Origin of the sequence: Paraburkholderia sprentiae WSM5005 (assembly GCF_001865575.2) — a bacterium.
Lineage (GTDB): Bacteria > Pseudomonadota > Gammaproteobacteria > Burkholderiales > Burkholderiaceae > Paraburkholderia > Paraburkholderia sprentiae.
In genome coordinates this window covers 429,930-449,871 of record NZ_CP017563.2, presented here as the reverse complement: position 1 = coordinate 449,871, position 19,942 = coordinate 429,930, and the positions used below count along the sequence as shown (strand labels likewise).

Below are 19,942 nucleotides of genomic sequence, written 5' to 3'. Positions count from 1 at the left end.
GGCCGAACCCGGGCCAACGAATCCAACAGATCGTTCGAACGTTGAGCCGAATTCGGGCTGCGCCTTGAAGCAAATATGTGGGCAAGATGATCCCGCGTCGAAAACCCCGCTTACAGCCCTATGACTGACTCCACGTCTGTCATTGCGCCAGTTGCCAGCGCAGCACCGGATGCGTCGCGCCGGCAGGCATCGCCCACACCCCCGTCGGACTGAAGTCATAACCCACGAATGATGCCGGTGTGCTCATCTGCGCGGTGGTCAGCCCGTTCGCCGCGGGAATCGGCGTGCCGTACACGACGCCGACTGTGGCGGTCGTGGTGTCGGTGTCCCAGTACACATCGTTCCCGATCGTGCCGGTATTGGCCCGCGCGATACCGATCGGTCCATACAACGGCTGCGTCACGAGGCCGGTTGCGAATGACTGGCTGATCGTTCCTTCGTTCGTAACGACGAGTCCCGCGCCACCGCATGGCGTACCGAAAGCACCTCGGCAATAGCCCCGAAGCGTTGTCGAGCCGGTTGCATAAGACTGGTTGATCGTGCCGCTGTTATCGCCGACAAGGCCGCCGCCGCCCTCATTGATATAACTCAGCGAAACGACAGGACCCGTGGCGAACGACTGGTTGATCAGGCCGCTATTCGCGCCCGCCAGACCACCGAGCACATGCCCCGCGGTCACGGCGGCGCTGCTCGAAGAACGCTGGATTGAGCCGGCGTTAGCGCCCACGAGCCCACCGGCTATCGAACCGTCGCTCATAACAGCGGCCTCGGGTCTGCTGTTCACCACCACCGTGCCGGACGTGCTCACGCGCAGGACGGTACCGAAGTTCGCGCCGGCGAGTACCCCATATCGAGGGTTGGGTACTCGAGGTCCACGCTCACGTTAGACAGGTTCGCCGTGCCCGAAACGTCGAGGTTGCGTATGACACCTTGGGTGCCGATCACACCGAACATGCCCATCTGTGGCCGTTCGGCCCTGGTACCCACCCACTCGCCCAGCGTGAGCGAACTAATCGTATTGCCTTGTCCGTCGAACTGGCCCGTGAATCGTGTGTCGACGTTGCCGATCGGAACGAATGGCGTGTTGCTCGTCGCGCTCGCATCGATATTCTTGCCGAGCGCGTAGTTTCCGGTGAGATCGTTGGCGACGTTCGACAGATCGGTCAGCGAGTTCACAAGCTTGTACGCGGTGATTTGCGTAACGAGGCCGCTGAAGGCTGGAGGCGTCCACGCCGGGTTGCTCAGCTGGGTACCGGCAACGTAGGTGCCGTTCATGTCGTAGAAAGCGCTCAGCGCACCGGTGCTCTTCGACCAGTCGAGCGTGCCGTTGTTCACGACGCCGCCGCCGTTGTTGATGCTGGTTGCGTCGGCGCGCAAGCCGAGATTGCCCGCGCCATTGTTCGCGATCGTCGCGCCGCTTTCGACCGACACGTCGCGGTATGCGGCGAGCGTCAGCGACGCAGGACCGCGCCAGCGCAGGTTCGAGGCGACATCGACATCGCCCGTTGTGCCCATCGCGCCTGTCGTGGCGACATCGACAGAAGTGCCCGAATTCAGGCTGCGACGCAGTGCGCGTGCAGCGGAATGATCGATCGTGAATGCAGGCGTCGAGAGATTCCATTCGCCCGCATGGACCGCTGCCTTGGCGCCGAACGCCAGTTGTGCCGCGTCAGTATCGACCGTCCCGCCGCTGCCGTCGGCGTTCCTGGCCGTGATCACGCCCGACTGCTCGACCCGGCCGCTGTCGGCGACGAGCCACACATGTCCGTCGCGGCTTGCCGTGCCCGTCGCGCGGATGCGCGTGCCGCCGCCTGCGAGCGCATACACGTTGCCATCGGCGGCCTGGAGGCTGATCTGCGCGGCTGCGATGCGCCCACTGTTGACGACCGGACCAACGCTGCCCGTCTGCACGAAAACCTGTCTGCTGCTGGTCGAGTCCTGCAACAACACCTGATCACCTGCCGCCAGTTCCACCGTGCCGGCAGGCGCTTTGATCGTGCCCGCGTTGACGACCACCTGTCGCGCGATCAGGAAGACATCGCCGCCGCTCGAACTGATTTTGCCGAGGTTGATCACGCTCGCATTGGAATCTCCCGACAGCGTGAGCGCATCACCCTTCATGAACGCACAGTTGCAGACATCGAGCGTAGACGCGACGAATCGGCCTCCCGTGCTGATCACGCCCGATGGCCCCACGACGATGCCCTGCGGATTGATCACATACACGCTGCCTGTTGCGCCAAGTCTGCCGAGGATGGCCGACGGCGAGCCGCCCGTGACCCTGTTCAAGGTCGCGCCCGTGCCGTTGACGAACGTAACGCTGTTGTTCCCGCCGACCGAAAAGCTGTTCCAGTCGATCACACCGCGGGTCGAACCGGGTTGGGTGATCACGAGGCTGTTGCCCGCGCCCGCTATCGTGCCCGTGCCGGCGACGTAACGGCCGCCCTGCGGCAGGCTGCCCGCCGCGAACGCCACGGGTGTCAGGCAAAGTCCAGTCAGCGAAATGCCAATGGCGAGCCAGATGCGTCCGTTTGACTGTTGACGATGCGGTGCGCGTCGCGCGGACCGCGGTGGTTCTGCACGTGACATACAGCCCCCTTTCCGCATGCATGCGGAATGGCCGCCAACGACCCGCGGAGCCGACCGGAGACGCGTGAGTCGCCGTGTCTGAAGAATAGCAGTTGGCGTCGCGCATGCATGCCGATATCTCAGCGTTTGGCACCTTCTTATGGGGACTTTTGTGCCACTTCGCCAGGTCAGAACGCGGTAACCATAAGGGAAACAAGGGAAGGTCCAAACCAAGGCTGTAGATATACCGAACCCGAAGAAGGCGGACCAGGAAGATCAGTTGTGTTCCGGTGGCCAATGGCCGCTGGCGGCTGCAGAACCGACGTCTAAATGTCTGGTCAACAGTAGCGGCGAATGACACTTCCTGGCCGACTACAGCCCGATGCGTGGCGTGGCGACGGGGCATCGTCGACCCGGCCGCGTCGGTCAGAATTCGGACCCATTGCTGACAGTCGAGCGGTCAGAGGTGCAACGGCGGGTGTCGGAGTTGAGCCGTCGCTCGATACTGCAGCTCACGGACGTCAAATAGAGCGAAACCTGCTGCCAGCAGCCAGGTCTCAGTCTGGATTCCGCACACCGGCAGGCGAAAGCCTAACTCTTTGCGACGGGTGCAGGAGGTACGGGCAGGATGATCTCAGAAGCAACCTTCCAGTCCTTCCCGACCTTTATCCAGTTGATGATCATCAGAAACGGCTTGGGAGTTCCGTCCTGCCCTGCATACGAGACCGTGATGTTCACCGGCGCGTAGGATTGCGCTACGTCCGGCGTCAAGCCGACGACCTTGAGCTTTGAGTAATCCGGTCGGAGGACGACCGGGCCGGAGGTGCCGATGTCGTGCAGCTTCCGATCGATTGCCTCGTTGCCCCAGAAGCCTGCCCAGTTCCCCTCGGAGGGAATTGCGCTTTTGGCGACGAGAAGGGCCGAGGGGGATTGCCAGAACATCTCGTGCAGAGCCTTGAAATCGTGTCGGTTGGCTAATTCCATGAGTTCGCCGAACTCTGATTTGATCGTGTTCAAGGCCTGAGCGTCCAGCGGCTCCTTGTAAGCGGCAGGAGCAGCCGCGAGAGATCCGGCGGAGACGGTCAAGGTGATGGCAGCGGCCAATAACGTCCTGTGCATGGTCAGCATTCCTTTGGGGATTCCATAGCTTCGTTGTGGTGCGGAGCAATCCTACGCGGCGTTCCTGGCGGAGTTCGCCGCGCCCCAGAGCGAGCCCGAATTAGCGTGGTCGGGGTAGAGTTCGAGCATCGCGTCGTAGAGTTGGACGACCACCTCGGGACACAAGGCCCAGCATATTCGATTGGCTGATCGGAAAACTTTAAATTCCCTACATCCGTTTTCTGGCGTGCGCTTAACTCCTCCCGCTGGGGATGCGGATTTCGCGTCATTGCGCTCGTATGTGCGCGGCGTCGAGCCATGCCGGTCACCCCTTCAACTCAAAGATGCTGTCAATCTCAACCGGGATACCCATCGGCAACGAATGCACTCCCAGCGCGCTTCGAGCCGGCAGATTGTCTTGCCCAAACAGCGTCAGCAACAGATCACTGGCGCCATTGGCCACTTGCGGATGCTGGGTGAACGACTGTGCTGCACGCACGTAAACTGTTAGCCGGCTGCATCGCCGGACGTTGTCGAGTCCGCAGGCCTGTTCGACACAGGCCAAGATCATGAGCATCGTTAGGCGCGCCGCGTCTTGAGCCTGTGCCAGAGAAATATCGCGGGCGACCATTCCGACGATTGGCTTGCCATCCTCGAAAGGGCCGAGCCCCGATACATACAGTTGATTCCCCGAAACGGAAACCGTTCGATAGGACCCAAGTGGGTTGATGGGCGATGGCAATTTTAGGCCCGCTTGCGCGAGGCGTTCGGATACGTTCATGTTCGGGCTCAACGTAACGTGAAAAGGAAATGGACTTGGCCTGATGAAATTAGCGCGATGCAGTGAGCTCAACCGTCCGATACACCGAACGACGTTCGTCGGTTGAGGCTCGATACGCTCGCGGATGCTTGTCCTGCGTACGATGCATTGACGCAATCGATCAGTTCGGTCAACGCATCACGTATCAAGAAGCGTGCGAGTCCCGTTGTTCGGGCCCTGATATGTACGCACTACGGGAAAGTCAATCTCCGTGTTTGCAACGACGTTGGCGTAGTTCGTCAAGACGCTCAGTGCGATGTGCACGACAATCTCGACGATCTGCGCATCAGTGTAGCCGGCCTCCTTGAGGACGCGCAGATCTTCGTCGGATACGCGGCCACGTTCGTGCGCGACCTTCGCGGCGAACTGCACGGCAGGGGCAGCCTTTGGTTCATTCGAGCCGCCATTTCGATTGGCGGACATTTCCGCATCGTCAAGCTTCGCCACGTTCTTTCCTAAATAGCTGTGCGCCGACATGCAATAGTCGCAGCCGTTGATTTCGGCGACGGCGAGAGCTATACGTTCGCCGGTTTGTGCTGGAAGTGCACCTTTTTCCAAGGCTCCGGCCAGACCGAGGTACCCCTCTAGCGCCGCGGGGCTATTGGCTATCAGACGAAACAGATTCGGTACAACACCCAGTTTCTTGTTGACGGCCTCCAGGAAGGGCTGAGAAGCAGCTGGTGCAGCTTTGATCGTGGCGGGTATCTGAAGACGGAACATATCGGTTCTGCCTTTTGAAAACACGAGAAATTGTCGAAGACAACGGACGCGTATGCTTCTATTGGAAAGAGCATCCCGGCACAGACCATCGAAGAGCGGCCTGCAGGACGGTACGCGGAAGCCCGGATATAGCAGCCCTCTGCCCGGAGCAACACTCTCGAAGGCAAAGCGCGGGATGACGAAGCCTCCCGCCTTCGCTTCCCCGGACCGACCGTAAGCCGCCTATTTCGCAGCGGCCTCGATCGCCTTTGCCAGACCGTCGGGATCGGTGAGGAACGGCGTATGACCGGTCGGCAGGGAGTACTCGGCTCTCACGGGGGTGGCGGCAACCATCTCGGCCTGGAACGAGGGGCTGATGACCTGGTCCATGGCTGTGTGGATATAGACCTTGTCGACCTGACCAAAGTTGGGGGAAGTCACGTGTACAGGCGTAGCCAGCGGGCCGACGGGTTCATCCAGGATCAGATCCGGGATTGCCTCGCGTAGTTTGTCAGGACCTCCATTGGCAAACAGATCGGCACGTGCCGGATATTCGATGGAGGCAATGCCCTTTTCCTTATCGATCTGCAGGTGCGGGCCGATCTTGGCGTCGGCATCCTTACTGGCCATTGAAACGAGCGAGTCGCCGTCTTGCGGCAGGTAGGCAGCAACAAAGACCAAGGTCTTGATCTTCTTCGGTGCCGTTTCCGCGGCGTCGGCGATGACGATGCCGCCGAAGCTGTGACCGACCACGACGGCCGGGCGATGGGATTTGTTCAGCGCTGCGACCACGGTGTCGCGATAGAGGTCAAGGCTGACTTTGTCCGGTGTGGCTGGCGCGCCCGGACGCCCTGGCAGATCAACAGTCACCACCTTAAAGCCGTCGGTTTGAAGCCTGGATGTGACATAACCCCAGACCTGGGCGTCTTCGAAAGCCCCGTGGACCAGAACGATAGGGGGCTTTTCCGCAGCCATCGCACCGGTACCAAAGGCGAATGCTGACATGGCGAGAACAGCGAGGATGAGTTTCATCTACATTGCTTCCTTGAAGAGACATCGGTGCCGATGTCGTGAATTGAAACCTGCATTTGAAAGATCCGTGGGCATGCCTCGATCTCTCGATTCCGTTTGGGAATCCAGAACTCTATTATGTTGTGACGGAACTGAACTGCACCCGATCGACGAATTGCCCGAGATCAGCCGACGTTACTTATGCATCGCGGCATGCCCGGCCTTCATGCCGCCTATACGACGGTGAAGCTAGCGGCTCCGCTTCAGCTTCCGATCCAGACGCATGACGGAAGCGTGGGTGCTGCAACGAGAAGTGTTATCGCAAACCGTCTGAGTTGCCTGAGCATGAGAGATCCGAACCATAGTGCGTGAGAGCCTTTCCTCCTATTCAGATACCGGAGGACCTTGGCTATCCACTCTAAAGAATGTATTCGAGACTGACCATATCTCGGCGTCTGATATGCATGATCCATCGTACGATCGACGCACTCGGACAAGCGAGCAGATCGGCGCCGCCTGGGGACCGACGCGATGTCATTGAAAGGAAACCGCCGCAATGACAGTTTCAACTGACGAATCAAGCCAACAGTGTAAAGAGGACTCTCAGAGGAGTTCCGCACTTCGCGCGACAAAGACTCCGGTCTGTGCGATTCGATGCGCGTCACGCGGTGGATAGCCAAACTCCTCCTTGAAGGCGCGACTGAAGGCAGCGTCCGAACCATAGCCGGCACCGTGGGCCACTTCGGTCACCTTCAGGGTCCCTCCCCTTAGCAAGTCTGCTGCGATTGTCAATCTCCATCGTGTCAGGTAACGCAACGGTGGCAGTCCCACCACCGCCGTGAAGCGATCCGAGAACGTCGATCGCGACATCATCGCCGTCTCGGCGAGGGCCGAGACCGTCCATGCACGGTCAGGTTCCAAATGCATTGCGTTCAACGCACGGCCTACGCGTTCGTCGCTAAGTCCGGACAGCCAGCCGAGCCGATCGCCTTGCTGGCTGACCCACATCCGCAAGGTGCGGATAACGAGTAGATCAATAAGCCGCGAGATCATCAGCGATGACCCTGGGCCGGCGCTACGCGATTCCACGTCAAGGAAATGTGAGATAGAGGCCAGCCAAGGGGGCTCGCTGACTTTGTCGCATGTCAGATGAATCAGACCGGGAAGCCCGGTGAGCAAAGAGCGTAACGGCGCCCCGTCAAAATAGAATGATCCTGCGAGAAAGGATCCTGCAATGCCGTCATCAGCCGCCCATTTGAACGTCCGAGCATCTCTGCTGGGGGTAAAGTCCACCGCCGCCTCGAAGCGTTGATGTGCTTTCCGGCCCGGCTTGCTTCGAATCGCATGTCCGTCCGCATGTGGCAAAAGAACGAAGTCGCCTGACCGCAGCGTCACGGAGGGGCCATTGCGTTGAGACACCGACAGTTCGCCGGCACGCAGATGCAAAAACGTTGCCGGCCCTGGCGGAAAAATCACTTCGGTGGAACTTCCCAACTCGCCGTGGAAAACATGATCTCCGCGAAGGCGAATCAGCCTGAGTACCTGTGACAAGACATCGGCGTGCTCGGACGGCATGGGCTACTCCTCTGGGGCATATTCGCAGGGCTGCGCCCATCAACGATGTATGCGAGGTCAAGAGACTGACGGTTGCCTCAGGGCCACCATCGTACCGTGCCGCTTCCGGTATGCGGACGTATCCGAGTGTGGATACGGACAACTCAGACCCGGCGAGCTAGCGATGCGCGCGCCTCAATCCTTGCCACCACTGCGGCGAAGCCTGAATGCGATCTTCAGGTTCTGATGCGATTTGGCCGGCTACAACCGGGTCGGCCAAGCCGCCATTGACAGCAAGCCGTTGCTCTGCAAAAAACGGGTGATGTTCGCTGTGACGCAAACGCAGGCTCTGCGCCTCTGCGCGCCGACGCCAGAGCGCACTTCAAGCGGGCAGAACTCGGTTTCATATGCTTGGTTGGTTCATCGCCCGATCCGAGCACGAAGGTCTGTTATTTGAGTGGAAGGGACGCCTGAATGTCCAAGCGATCGCGTGCGCGAATGACAGTTCCTGGCCACCTCCTGCCGCTGGACCGCCATCCACCCTAGGCGCACGGTCGACGGTTATACCCGCACCGGTGTCCCGTCACGCAGCCAATCGGTGCTCGTAGTACGGTCGATATCGATCATCCAGGATCGCGTGAAGCGCCGTCAGATTCGCCGGATCCGGATTTGGCCAAGCATCGATATTCTCTGGCTTGATCGGCACGATACAACGGTCGTGGCCAGCCGAGGCAACCTCCGCCGGCAGTTCGTCCGTGATCGCAGCGAACGACAGCAGATCCGCCTCGCCAGGTGCCTTCCAGTGTGACCACAGACAGGCGACCAGCATCTGGCCGCTCGTGTTCGGCCGGAATTCCAGCACCACGTTTTCATCCTGCTCGACGTCCTGCAGATCGCGCCCTTCCATCTTGGCGCGGCTGACGTTCTCGTAGAACGCGCTGACGACCATCAGGTCGTGTGAGTAGCCGAATAACTCCTTCCAAAAGCCCTCAAGGTTGTCCCGTCGCGCGTTGTAGGTGCCGGGATATTTGGTGTCGTAGAACTTCGGTTTGCCAGCCGGCCGGCACTGGTAGCGCATGGGTTTGATCACCCGCTGGCCTTCCTCCACGACCATCACCGGCGCGTAGGTGCCGGGAAAGATTCGCGAGTCGCGGTCCTGCAGCTCGACACGCCGGAGATCGTCGAGTCGGCGGATCGTCGCGTCGATCTTGCCTGCGGCAATGCGCTTGCTCTCGGTAGCGGGAACTGCTCGCGGTAGTAAGCCGTGATTTGATCGATCCTGCCCGCCAGGCGGGCCGCTGAAACCGCATTGGATTGCAGCCAGTTATAGCCAACCGCATGCACCGGAAACTGGTACTTGTATGACAGCGAAACTTCTGCCCGATCCAGTTTCTCAAGGCCGGGAGTAACGATATGACACAGACTCTCGCGCAACCCGTTGCGCCCGTAATCGGCGTTTTCAAGCCAGACCAGCCACTCGCCATAGCTCATGGCCGCGACCTCGCCCTAGCCGCGCCGGCGAAGCTCGGTTTCCGATTGAGCCGTGCCGGACGGAATCACACCGCCGTCATGAACTTGAGTTTTTTCCGGATCCAAAACCCGCTGGCGATAAGCTGGACCCTTCGTCATCCATGACTTAACCGTTGCCGTGCTGTCGAGAAGCCAGACTGGCTGCGATTGCCCGAAGTTTTTGGTTGCCAGATTCGTTCCCATTATTCCCGGCACAAAAATCACCGGGATGATTCGGTTAGGCACCATGTGACACACGGCCGTGCTGTCGTCTGGCGACGAGCTTACAGATGAATAGTGAACCGAACCAGACCGGCTGGGTCGCTCGCTGAAAGATCTGATCTACCTGGTCGAGCGGCTTGACGCCGCCAGCGTCGGCCTGCGAAGCGTGCAGGAGAATTGACACCGCATCGATCGTGGTCGACTCGTGTTTCACCTGTTTGGCGCATTGGCTGAGTTCGAACGCAATCTGGTCCGCGAACGCGCCCGCGCCGGCCTCTCGGCCGCCCGCGCCCGTGGTCATAAAGGCGGACGCAAGAAGCGACTCGTACAACTATTTGACCGAGTCAGAACGCAATGCCCAGCGGGCGGCGTAAGGCGATTCCGCCTGACTCGCTGATGCAGCTGCGGCAGCGGCTCGACCGTCTGCCGCATAAAAGTCCCGAACGGGCCGCTCGGGTCGGAGCGGTCGCCGATCTGTACGGTGTGTCGGCGACGAGCGTCTACCGCCCGTTACATCAGCTCCAGCAACCACATTCCGCGCATCGGGCCGGCTACGGCAAGCCCCGCGTCCTGAAGCAACCTGAGCTCGAGCGTTACTGCGAAGTGATCGCGGCGCTGAAAGTGATAATCCGGGTTCGCGCGCGCCGTCAGTTCCAGTTAGTGCTGGCCGGAAATCGCGTCGAACGCAGGTTCGTCCGGTTCCAAATGCCGGTCGCTACGCATAGCGGCCGGTTGTCCCTTGGGATGGGCAGACCGCAATAGCGTAGCCAACGAATGTCCAGTATTTTTACTGTGGCTTTGGTGACCTCTTTCCTGTGGCACAAAAAAGGATTGCTCATGCTGACGCTCTACTCCTATCCGGATCTCTTCGGCGTCGCCGATAACAACCCTTTTGGTCTGAAGGTATTTGCGTTCATGCGATTGTGCGGGCTCGCCTTTGACCATCGCCACGTCCTCGACACAAGCCTCGCGCCGCGTGGCCAGCTGCCGTACCTTGTCGACGGCGATCAGACAATCGGCGACAGCGACAGCATCATCGCTCACTTGACACGTCAATACGATCTGCGTATCGACCGCGCGCTTTCGCGGGAAGATCTGAACCTTGACTTCATGGTCCGTCGAACGCTCGACGACCTGTACTGGTCCATGAGCTTTTCACGCTGGCGCGACGAGCGCTTCTGGCCGTCCTTTCGCGACGCCGTGCTTGCCGCGCACCCGGATGTCCGCGCGAGCGATCTTGACGCAGCGCGCGAGTACAACCGCCTGCGGTACCACTATCAGGGCATCGGCCGATATGAACCGGAGCAGATTTATGCGCGAGGTATCGCAGATCTGCGCGTCGTGGCTGACATGCTCGGCGACACTGGCTATGTTTTCGGCCGCGATCCTGCCACCGTTGACGCAGTGATTTATGGCTTCATCGCCAATATCTATTTTTACCAGATCGATACGCCGCTGAAGCAATACGTGGTCTCCCGCCCGTCGCTGGTGCGCCATTGCGAAGCCATCCATCAGCGGGTCGGCACGACCGCCAGCGATTCGCCAGTATGAACGACGCCCAGGTCGGACCATTTTTTAGCGGACGCTGCAGCTGTTCCCGGCTCTCGTCTGCGGTCAGTCGTGCAGATGCAGGTCGACGATCTGCATGGTGCGCCTGCAACGTTGAAGCGCAGGTCTCCGCTTTCCCGCACGAGTACGCCCATTCGATGACCGCATGGCTGCTCGGATACAAACTGAATCCGTTAAATATCGATTACGGCAGGTTTAATTGGAAAAACGTACTGTTCGTGGACGGGATCAATGAGCACGTTAATTTTTTTCTGATATGTCTTTTCGGAGATAAGTTCGCCATAGGTTGATAGCTTTCGCGGGGCCATTTATTGCCACATTACTACTGCATCTGCTTTCCTTGCACCTCCTGAATTCAAGCAAAATAAAACGCTGGCCTTATTTTTTCTATTTCGTACTTTGGATCAACGTTACCAATTTGTCAGAGTTGATAAGCTATGTCGCGCTTCGCTCGATTACCAGGCATGGCGATTTGGGACATATCGCGTTTGCGTGGGGCGTATCTCAATGGCTTGTTTTCACTGTTGGGTGTGTCCTGTTGTCTATCGCAACATGGCATTTTTTTTCGCGCACGATCCTGGATTTGTATCTACTCGCCGGGACCGACAGCATTTCAATGAAATGTTTTTTATAAGCTTGTTTTCGGCTATGTTACTCGCGTATCCCGCTGCGCGCGTGCTGATGGAAAACAATGACGTGTTCTCGATGAGTATGTCGATTCTCCTTTGCATTATTACTCCGGTTGTCGTGATTGTCTGCTGGCCGGGACGCGAATGGGTAAAAGAGCGCGAGCGCGCCTATCTCGCTTGTTAGGGCGGAGAGGTCTTGAACATCCGAGCACCGGCCGCAACAACGTAGCTACGTGCCACGCTGTCAATTGAAGCTGTGCATGCGCGAGGCACTGCCGAGAGCTGGTGGATTGTCTGAGCTGAGGCCCCCGGAGGCATTCCCTATCGGAACGGATCAATAGACGGACCCGCAGGAACCTGGCACATTACGCGAGCTCGCCGCGTCTGATTGCGGAGCTACTGTATTTGCAGCATGCGTTCGATCTCTCGGACGACGACGTCGTTTGGCAATGGGTGGAGAGGCCGTATTCGCTGCGTATGCCGCGCGTGACTTGGGGTGTCCTCAAGAAGCGGATTTTTTTGTACGCTAAACCGCTGCTGGAAGCGCGCTTTGATCCGTCGTCGCGCGCTACTCACGCTGCCAAACCGGAAATGCGTACGGCGAGTCCGGCTGCCTCAACGCCCTGAGAAGGCTTGGTTCGGCACTTTTGGGAAATCTTGAGCCGCGGAGCTTCTGTTGATCAAGGGTGCGTAGCGTCATGGCGATGACATGATACGAAGCACTGGCCTTCCGCCGACGTCTTTCAGCGCAAAAAACGAATGATGTGTAGCCGGATCGATGGCGACGACATGCGCATTCGGTCCGAGACGGCCCTCACCGATCTTTTCGATATTCGCGCCTCTGAGGCTGAACATCGAAACGATGCCAGCTTCGCCCGCCACATAAAGCGTGCCCGGTGCCGGATCGAACGCGAGCACGTCCGGGTCGCTGCCGATGCCGAACGACTGGATAATGCGCCCTGCTCCGATATCGAAAACGAGCAGTTTGTCGTTTCCCTGGCAGGCGATAAAGGCGAGCCGATCCTGAGCATCAATCAGCAGCCCGTGATTGTGTTCGGCTCCCGGAAGCCTGAAACGGGCAACGATCCGGTCGACGGCAGGGTCGATTTCAATGAGTTCGTTGCGGCTCTGAACGTTGACGAAGATGTGATGGGATCGCGGATCGTATTGGGTATTGCCGACCTCGCCGCCAAGCGGAATCGTCGCGACGCGCTGGTTGCTGCGAACGTCAATGACGGTCTCGGTATTGCCGGTCTCGTTTGACACGTAGAGCTTGTGCACCTCCGGCGCGTAAGCCATGCCGTCCGGATAATGCCCCCCTGGCATGCGGGCGACTATTTTGAGCGTCGCTTCGTCGATGGCGACGATTTGGTCCGTTCCTGTTGCCGAAGCAAACACGCGTGCCAGGTCGGGAATGGCGAGCACGCCGTGAACGGATGAGACGCCAGCAATGCGTGCGATCACGCGCGAGTCACCCACATCGAAGACGATCACTTCCCCGTCGCCGAGGTGGGCGATGAACAGCAGATGGCGAACGGGATCGTAGCTTTCGTAATCGAGCCGCGTGGCGCGACCCGGCAGCGGGATGTCGGCGACATGCGTCAGCGGCAGGCCATGGGCTCCTGCTTGCGCGGCGGCGGGTGGAACCCTGTACAGCACAACGCCTACAACTGCGGATAAAACGAGAAGGACGAGGTACGACAGGACCGCTGAGCGCAAGCGCCAAGGTTGCAAGGCTTTCATGAAACCCTCCCGCGGCGCGACCACCGCCCCCTGCGTACGAGGCGCAGCGGCTTCATCGCGCATTGAAATCCAGCGTTATTGCGTGCTTGCGCTCTGCGCGTCCAGCGCCGCCTTGACGCCCTTTGCCAAATCGACAGCCTTCCCTTTGCCCCAGTAGTGCAGGAACAGGATGCGCGGCTGCTCGTCAGTCATGTGCTGATGGATGGCCACAATGTTGATGCCCGATGCGCGCATGCTTTAGCACGCTCTGCAGCTCGCTTTCACGCATCGCGAAATCGCCATCGACGACAGCGTCGTCGTCTGTGCCGGCGAATGCAGCCCAAGTGTTGACGCCCATCTCGTTGCCGACCTTGGCGCCATGCATGCTGGCTGTTTTGCCGATGACCACCTTGAACATACCGTTGTTCGTCTGCCCTTTCGATCCGAACACTGCCTCCAGCGGCACCGGGCTGAGGCTGCTCGCGCTGGCGATATGTCCGGGAAAGACGTTCTCCGGATCGGCGTGCGCGGAACGGATCTCGCCGATCTTGTCGTAGACCTTCTTGACACCTTCGGCGAGCCGGGCCGGGTCCCCTGTGCCACCGATATGCATGAAGTAGACCTTCGGGTGATCGAAGAAGAAGTGATTGTGCAGCGCGGTGACCTCCAGTCCCGAATCGAGCGCGACGCTCATGACGGGATTCACCTCGTCTTCAAATAACACGGTGTCGCCCATCACGAAATGCGCCAAGCAGCGAGAGGTCGTAGGTGATCTTGAGCACGCCGCACGCGACCAGTGGCGCACCGGCCCAGCCCAATGCGATCAGTGCCGTGACGATTCCGCGCGACGGACCGAGCGGCGCACTAGTAGCGCGCGTCGGTGCGGAAGGCCCGGGCAAGCGCAGATACAGCAACCACAGCACGACGCCCGTCAGCGCATAGAGGACGAACGTGGCGCGCATGCCGGCAAGCAATGACATGCCCGTGTGCGACGCCAGCCAATCGGGCAGTGCCGCGACCAGCGCACCGACGGCGGCGGAAAGCCTGCGAGCCTGGTGCGATCGCAGGCGAGTGGGTTCACTGAATAGGTCATCAATGTCTCCATGCGCGGCGGCAGTCAGTGATGCAGAAGCGGGTAGGCAATCAAGCCGACGAATGCGGCCGCGACGACGATCACGGGCTCCTGCAACTTCCTGAAACGCCATAGCAGCAGGGCCGCGGCAAGTGCGAGCGCGATAGTGGGCCAATCGACGATCGATCTTCGCGCAATGACAATCACCGAGCCAGTGATGGCGCCGACCGCTGCGGCCGTGATGCCGTCGACAAGCGCTTTGACGGCGGGCAGCTTGCCGTATTTCTTGAAGTACGGCGCGGGCAGCACGGTGAATAGATAACAGGGCAGGAAGGTCCCGAGCGCGGCGACGCAGGCGCCCGCAAAGCCCGCAACCAGGTAACGATGAAACCGACCGTAATGACGACCGGCCCTGGCGTGATCATCGCGACGGCCACCGCGTCCACGAACTGCTTGTCGTTGAGCCAGTGATGCTCGGTCACAACGCCGCCATAGAGGAACGGCACGATCGCGAGCCCTGAGCCGAACACGAATGCGCCGGCCTTGGTGAAGAAAAGGCCGATCTGGCCGAGCAGTGGCAGATCCAGACCGCTGAGGACGCCGCTCACAGCGGGCGCCTGTGTCGCTGCCAGCGCATTCAGCCCACCCTTGCCGAGCCATTTCGGAGGAGCACGCAGGAACCAGTTGAGCAGGCCGCCCGCGATAAAGAGCCACGCGATTTCAGACTCGGTGACGACGGTCACCACCGCAAGCGTCAGATAGATCGCCCATAGGAGCCGGTCTGTCCCGATCGTCTTCGTCGTCAGCTTGTACGCGCTCATCGCGATGATGCCGACCACGGCGGCGCCGACGCCATAAAAGGCCGCCTGCATCCAGGAGAGCCCACCGAAATGCGCGTAGGCCCAACCCAGCGCGACGACCATCAGGAACGAAGGCAGCACGAATGCGATACCAACCAACGTCGCGCCGACGACGCGGTAGTGCACGAAGCCGAGATAAATCCCGAGTTGCGCGGCGAGCGGCCCCGGCATCATTTGAGCCAACGCCAGCCCCTCGCGGTAATCGGCGTCGCTGATCCAGCCACGCCGCTCGACCAGATCACGGTGCATATAGCCAACGAGCGCCACGGGTCCGCCAAACCCGAACGCGCCAAGTCGCAGCATGTACAGGATCATCTGGCCCAGGGTATAGCCCGGCGCCATCGCTGTGGTGGTGTTCATGAACGGAGCCCCGCGTTGGCGTTTTTTGTGGTCGCCACAAAGTGCGTGTAGACCAAATCAAGTACGCGGCTCATTTCATCGAACAGTTGATCGTCATCCGACGCGCGTTCGCGTGCACCGGCCATCACCGCTTCAAAGCCGACCGCCTCGGGCACCGGTGCTCCGCCGACATCGAGTGCGTGAACCATTTCACCGAGCCGCAGCAGCGCCGGGTCCTTGTCAAGGCCAAAGCTGGCAACCAATGCTTCGAACGTCACGCGATCGCCGACGTGCGTGAAGGCCGCACCGTCAAAGTCAAAGCCCAGTGCATCAGTGGGACACGCATCCGGGGATGTGAGCCAGATGAAGCGCGCGTCCCGATCGATGAAGCGCCGGATCAGCCATGCGCTTGCCACGCGATCGACCCACAGGCGCTGGCGGGTGGCCCATGTCCGGCCCTGGTACTCGTCGAGCGGCAGCAGACGGATGGTCCGTTGGACGGGGTGCGGCTCGCCGGGGGACAGCACTGTATCGACGAGCGCGACGAAGTCCTGCCAGGCGGCCTCCGCGCGCGTTGCCGCATCGTCAGGAAAATAGTCGATCGCGACGATCGTCTCGTAATCCCTGCGCAACCGACGCAGCAACCGGGCCAGGTCGGCGGCGGATTGACCTGAGATGGTCTTGCGCGCGTCTGCAAGCGTGCGGACAAAGTTTGCGTAGTCGTCGCGACGATCGAACAACGCGCGGAATTCGGCTTCCTGGGATGCGTCGAGGCTGGGCGCTCGCAACAGGTGGGCCGTGCCGCCGCTGTCGGCGATGGCGTCGGCGAGTTCCCGCAACATGCCCTCGCGTTCTTCGGTGTAAGGAAGCAGGTAGATCCCGTCCCGCAGCACGGCGCAGCCCTTTGCCTTCAGCGCGCGCCAGAACCGCATGCGGGCCGTGGCGTTTTCCGTAGGCAGCGTCAAAACCAGGAGCGACCAGGTTGCGATTGTTTCCATGTAGGAAAGGCTACGCCAGCGTAGCATCCTCTACAAGTTTACTTCAGGTCGGTGCGCCGCCGGCGGGGTGCGGTTTGACCGAGGCAGCACGCGAGGCCTCGACAGTGCTCGGCCAGGATCGCCTTAGCGTACGAAAAAGTCCGCTTCTTGAAGGCACCCCGACTTGCAGCCGCCGATCAGCCCTCTTCACGGCGTCTCACAGCGATCCGCAGCCGACGCCGGCTGCACCGCATTCAGATCGAACTCCGCTTCCTGCAGCCCTTTCGGACTCGTCGCGACCCAATGCAATTGCGTCGGCGACCGCACAAGTCCGAGGCTGCCCGTGTAAGTCCATTTGATCGGCGACGGCTGCGTGCCCACCAGTTCGATCGATGCCCCAGTCAACCGCAAATGCAGCAGCCGCCCATCCTGTGACGGCGTGAACGCACGATCGCCGATCACCGCAATGCCCGCTTCCCGCACCGACGCCGGCATGCACGCGAGCGTCGCGGTCGTCGCGCCGTTTTCATCGACGAGTTGCGCAAAGCCTTTGCCGTCGCCGCTCGTGGCGACCACCAGAAAGCGGTCGACGGACGGCACGTAAGCCGCCGCATACGTGTAGTACTGCAAGCGCGGCGCAATCACACGCGCCTCGCCAAGAGCGCCGGTCGCGGGATCGAGCGTCGCGGCCTTGAGCCGCGCGAACGTCTCGCCTGCCACATATTGCTGCCATACGAGCAGCGCGCGCGTCGGCGAACCGGCAATCATCGGCCACCACTCGCGCACTCGCGGCGCGACATCGACCGCCTGCACCAGCACGCCGTCACCGTCGTAAATCTTCGCGTAGACGCCGTTGCCGGTGCCCAGATTGTCGACGCCGCCTCCGTCGATCCAGTCGTTCGAATAGAACACCACGAAGCGCGAGCCGACCGCCGCGACGTGCCCCGAATGACCACCCGACAGCACGTCGACAGGATACGGCCGCACCGCCCGAAGATTCGACGTGTAGACGCCATAACGCTGGCTCACCTCGTTGGGCGTATTCCATCCGTCCTCGAACGTCACCATCACGCGACCACCGTCGTTCTGCGCAACCGACACCGGCTCCTGCGCTTCAGGCCGGCTGATGAATCCGCGCGGCCTGCCGAGCTTCGCCTTCTGCGGCGTCCAGCGCGCGATGTACACGTCGTGCGTCCAGTTCCTGTCGCGGCCCGCGCCGCGTGGCGGCAGGCCGGAGCTGCTGAAGAACACGGTCGATACGCCGCGCGCGTCGGTCGCCACGCCGATCCCGTGCATATAGGCGCGCAAATCGCCCGTCGGCACGCGCGCCGCGCCGGCGGCCTTGGCGTTGGTCTTGGCCCCGGCCGCCGAAGCGCACGGTACGAGGCCAGACGCGAGGCCGCATGCGGCCGCCACTGCGAGAAGTGCAAAGGTCGTTCGCATGCTGGCGGCTTACTCCACGGTGACGGATTTCGCGAGGTTGCGCGGCTTGTCCACATCGGTGCCGCGCGCGCAGGCCGTGTGATACGCCAGCAACTGCAACGGCACCACGTGCAGGATCGGCGACAACGGCCCATAGTGCGCGGGCAGCCGAATCACGCGCACGCCTTCGCCGCTCGCGATCTGCGCATCGGCATCCGCGAGCACGAATAGTTGTCCGCCGCGCGCGCGCACTTCCTGCATGTTCGACTTCAGCTTTTCGAGCAGCGCATCGTTCGGCGCAATCGTGATGACCGGCATCTCGTTCGTGACGATCGCGAGCGGCCCATGCTTCAACTCTCCTGCGGGATACGCCTCGGCATGCACGTACGAGATTTCCTTCAGCTTCAGCGCGCCTTCCAGTGCGATCGGAAAGTGCACGCCGCGGCCGAGAAACAGCGCATGCTGTTGGCGCGCCAGCGCCTGCGCCCACGCGACGATCTGCGGCTCCAGCGCGAGCACGCTGTTGAGCGCGGCCGGAAGACGATGCAGCTGGCGCAACGCGTGCGCTTCCTGGTCGGCGCTCACGCGGCCGCGTTTTTTGCCGAGCGTGAGCGCAAGCACGAACAGCGCGACCAGTTGTGTCGTGAAGGCTTTCGTCGACGCAACGCCGATCTCCGGTCCGGCGCCGGTGAGGTACTGCAATTCCGTGAGCCGCATCATCGAGCTGTGCGGCACGTTGCAGATCGCGAGCGTATGGTGATGGCCGAGCTGTTGCGCGTGCTTCAACGCGGCGAGCGTATCGGCCGTCTCGCCCGACTGCGAGACGACGACGACCATCGCGCACGGATTCACCACGCTCTCGCGATAGCGATACTCGCTCGCGATTTCCACCTGTGTCGGCATGCCGGCAATCGATTCGAGCCAGTATTTCGCCGTCAGCGCCGAGTAGTAGCTCGTGCCGCACGCCAGCAGCAACAGCGAATCGATCTCGCCGAAAGCGCGCTCTGCCTTCGCGCCGAACAGCGCTGGCGCGATCGCGCGCACGCGCTCGGTGGCATCGGCGACCACCTGCGGCTGCTCGAAGATTTCCTTCTGCATGTAGTGGCGATACGGGCCGAGTTCCGCCGCGTAGTGGCTTGCGTGCTGCGTCTGCACTTCGCGCCGCACGCTCGCGCCGTCGCGATCGACGATATGCACGCCGTCGCACGACAGCACCGCGACGTCCCCTTCTTCGAGGAAGATGAAATCCTCCGCGGTGCCCGACAATGCCATCGCGTCCGACGCCAGATAAGTGCCCCGCTCGCCGACGCCGACCACGAGAGGCGAACCGGCACGCGCGCCGATCACGCGGTCCGGCTCGTCGTTCGCGAACACCGCGATCGCGTACGCGCCGCGCAGACGCTGCAACGCGCGTTGCACGGCCGTCAGCAGATCGCGCGATTCGTCCTGTTCCCGCGTGTAGTGAATCAGATGCGCGATCACTTCCGTATCGGTATCCGATTCGAACGCGTAACCGAGCCCCTTCAATTCGTCACGCAACGCTTCATGATTTTCGATGATGCCGTTGTGAACCAGCGCGATCTCGTCGCGCGAAAAAATCGGGTGCGCGTTGTCGGTGACGGGTGCACCGTGCGTCGCCCAGCGCGTATGCGCGACGCCGATCGTGCCTGACAGCCGTGCGGCCTCGACCTGTGCCGCGAGACTCGCGACCCGCTCGACACTGCGCACGCGGCGCGGCGCGCCGTGCTGCAACACCGCGACCCCGCAAGAGTCGTAGCCGCGATATTCGAGGCGGCGCAAACCCTCGGTGAGTACCGCAACGACGTCGCGTTGCGCCACTGCTCCTACTATTCCGCACATGGTGGTCTCCG

14 protein-coding genes and 5 pseudogenes are annotated in these 19,942 nt (G+C 61.1%); 3 read left to right on the top strand and 16 right to left on the bottom strand.

Going from position 1 to position 19,942, the window contains the following annotated elements; translation table 11 throughout:
- Nucleotides 1–139: 139 nt before the first annotated feature.
- The 9 genes and pseudogenes from BJG93_RS36580 to BJG93_RS30555 form a co-directional block, all read right to left on the bottom strand.
- Nucleotides 140–757, bottom strand: a complete 618-nt coding sequence (locus tag BJG93_RS36580) for a hypothetical protein (protein ID WP_407675355.1) — start codon at nt 755–757, stop codon at nt 140–142.
- 47 nt (nt 758–804) lie between these two features.
- Nucleotides 805–2,589 (bottom strand): two-partner secretion domain-containing protein, encoded by a 1,785-nt coding sequence (locus tag BJG93_RS30590; protein ID WP_407675354.1) that lies wholly within the window; start codon nt 2,587–2,589, stop codon nt 805–807.
- A 570-nt stretch (nt 2,590–3,159) separates the two neighbouring features.
- Nucleotides 3,160–3,687, bottom strand: coding sequence for a hypothetical protein (locus BJG93_RS30585; RefSeq protein WP_027194218.1), 528 nt, complete (start codon nt 3,685–3,687; stop codon nt 3,160–3,162).
- Nucleotides 3,688–3,991: 304 nt separating this feature from the next.
- On the bottom strand, nt 3,992–4,447 hold the full coding sequence (locus tag BJG93_RS30580) for a RidA family protein (protein ID WP_027194217.1): 456 nt from the start codon (nt 4,445–4,447) through the stop codon (nt 3,992–3,994).
- 177 nt (nt 4,448–4,624) lie between these two features.
- The gene (locus BJG93_RS30575) at nt 4,625–5,206 is read right to left on the bottom strand and encodes a carboxymuconolactone decarboxylase family protein (RefSeq protein ID WP_027194216.1); all 582 of its coding nucleotides are present in this window, start codon (nt 5,204–5,206) and stop codon (nt 4,625–4,627) included.
- A 222-nt stretch (nt 5,207–5,428) separates the two neighbouring features.
- Nucleotides 5,429–6,217 (bottom strand): alpha/beta fold hydrolase, encoded by a 789-nt coding sequence (locus BJG93_RS30570; RefSeq protein ID WP_027194215.1) that lies wholly within the window; start codon nt 6,215–6,217, stop codon nt 5,429–5,431.
- A gap of 582 nt (nt 6,218–6,799) precedes the next feature.
- Nucleotides 6,800–7,771 carry an AraC family transcriptional regulator gene (locus tag BJG93_RS30565; RefSeq protein WP_027194214.1) on the bottom strand — a complete coding sequence of 324 codons (972 nt, stop codon included), beginning with the start codon at nt 7,769–7,771 and terminating at the stop codon, nt 6,800–6,802.
- Nucleotides 7,772–8,333: 562 nt separating this feature from the next.
- Nucleotides 8,334–8,990 (bottom strand): annotated as a pseudogene (locus BJG93_RS30560) (SOS response-associated peptidase family protein); the annotation flags it as partial.
- A 266-nt stretch (nt 8,991–9,256) separates the two neighbouring features.
- Nucleotides 9,257–9,508 carry a hypothetical protein gene (locus BJG93_RS30555; RefSeq protein WP_154671686.1) on the bottom strand — a complete coding sequence of 84 codons (252 nt, stop codon included), beginning with the start codon at nt 9,506–9,508 and terminating at the stop codon, nt 9,257–9,259.
- Nucleotides 9,509–9,575: 67 nt separating this feature from the next.
- Between BJG93_RS30555 and BJG93_RS30550 the strand changes: the two are divergent.
- The 3 genes and pseudogenes from BJG93_RS30550 to BJG93_RS30540 form a co-directional block, all read left to right on the top strand.
- Nucleotides 9,576–9,806: pseudogene (locus BJG93_RS30550) on the top strand (recombinase family protein); the annotation flags it as partial.
- 29 nt (nt 9,807–9,835) lie between these two features.
- Nucleotides 9,836–10,105, top strand: a pseudogene (locus BJG93_RS30545) (helix-turn-helix domain-containing protein); the annotation flags it as partial.
- Between the two features lie 213 nt (nt 10,106–10,318).
- Entirely contained in the window at nt 10,319–11,032 is a 714-nt protein-coding gene (locus BJG93_RS30540) for a glutathione S-transferase C-terminal domain-containing protein (RefSeq protein WP_027194210.1), read from the top strand.
- Nucleotides 11,033–12,375: 1,343 nt separating this feature from the next.
- Here the strand turns inward: BJG93_RS30540 and BJG93_RS30535 are convergent.
- The 7 genes and pseudogenes from BJG93_RS30535 to glmS all read right to left on the bottom strand — a co-directional run bounded on the left by BJG93_RS30535 (nt 12,376) and on the right by glmS (nt 19,931).
- Nucleotides 12,376–13,422 carry a YncE family protein gene (locus BJG93_RS30535; protein WP_071336720.1) on the bottom strand — a complete coding sequence of 349 codons (1,047 nt, stop codon included), beginning with the start codon at nt 13,420–13,422 and terminating at the stop codon, nt 12,376–12,378.
- Between the two features lie 75 nt (nt 13,423–13,497).
- Nucleotides 13,498–14,140: pseudogene (locus BJG93_RS30530) on the bottom strand (DUF1259 domain-containing protein); the annotation flags it as partial.
- Nucleotides 14,115–14,606 (bottom strand): hypothetical protein, encoded by a 492-nt coding sequence (locus BJG93_RS36290; protein ID WP_174566137.1) that lies wholly within the window; start codon nt 14,604–14,606, stop codon nt 14,115–14,117. The gene BJG93_RS36290 and the pseudogene BJG93_RS30530, both read right to left, overlap by 26 nt.
- Nucleotides 14,519–15,693, bottom strand: a pseudogene (locus tag BJG93_RS30520) (chromate transporter). The gene BJG93_RS36290 and the pseudogene BJG93_RS30520 overlap by 88 nt, the downstream one beginning before the upstream one ends.
- A complete protein-coding gene (locus BJG93_RS30515; protein ID WP_027194956.1) occupies nt 15,690–16,670 on the bottom strand; it encodes a chromate resistance protein ChrB domain-containing protein in 981 nt (326 codons plus the stop codon). The pseudogene BJG93_RS30520 and the gene BJG93_RS30515 overlap by 4 nt, the downstream one beginning before the upstream one ends.
- Nucleotides 16,671–16,856: 186 nt before the next feature.
- Nucleotides 16,857–18,092, bottom strand: coding sequence for a hypothetical protein (locus BJG93_RS30510; protein WP_027194955.1), 1,236 nt, complete (start codon nt 18,090–18,092; stop codon nt 16,857–16,859).
- Between the two features lie 9 nt (nt 18,093–18,101).
- Nucleotides 18,102–19,931, bottom strand: coding sequence for a glutamine--fructose-6-phosphate transaminase (isomerizing) (glmS, locus tag BJG93_RS30505; protein ID WP_027194954.1), 1,830 nt, complete (start codon nt 19,929–19,931; stop codon nt 18,102–18,104).
- Nucleotides 19,932–19,942: the final 11 nt, after the last annotated feature.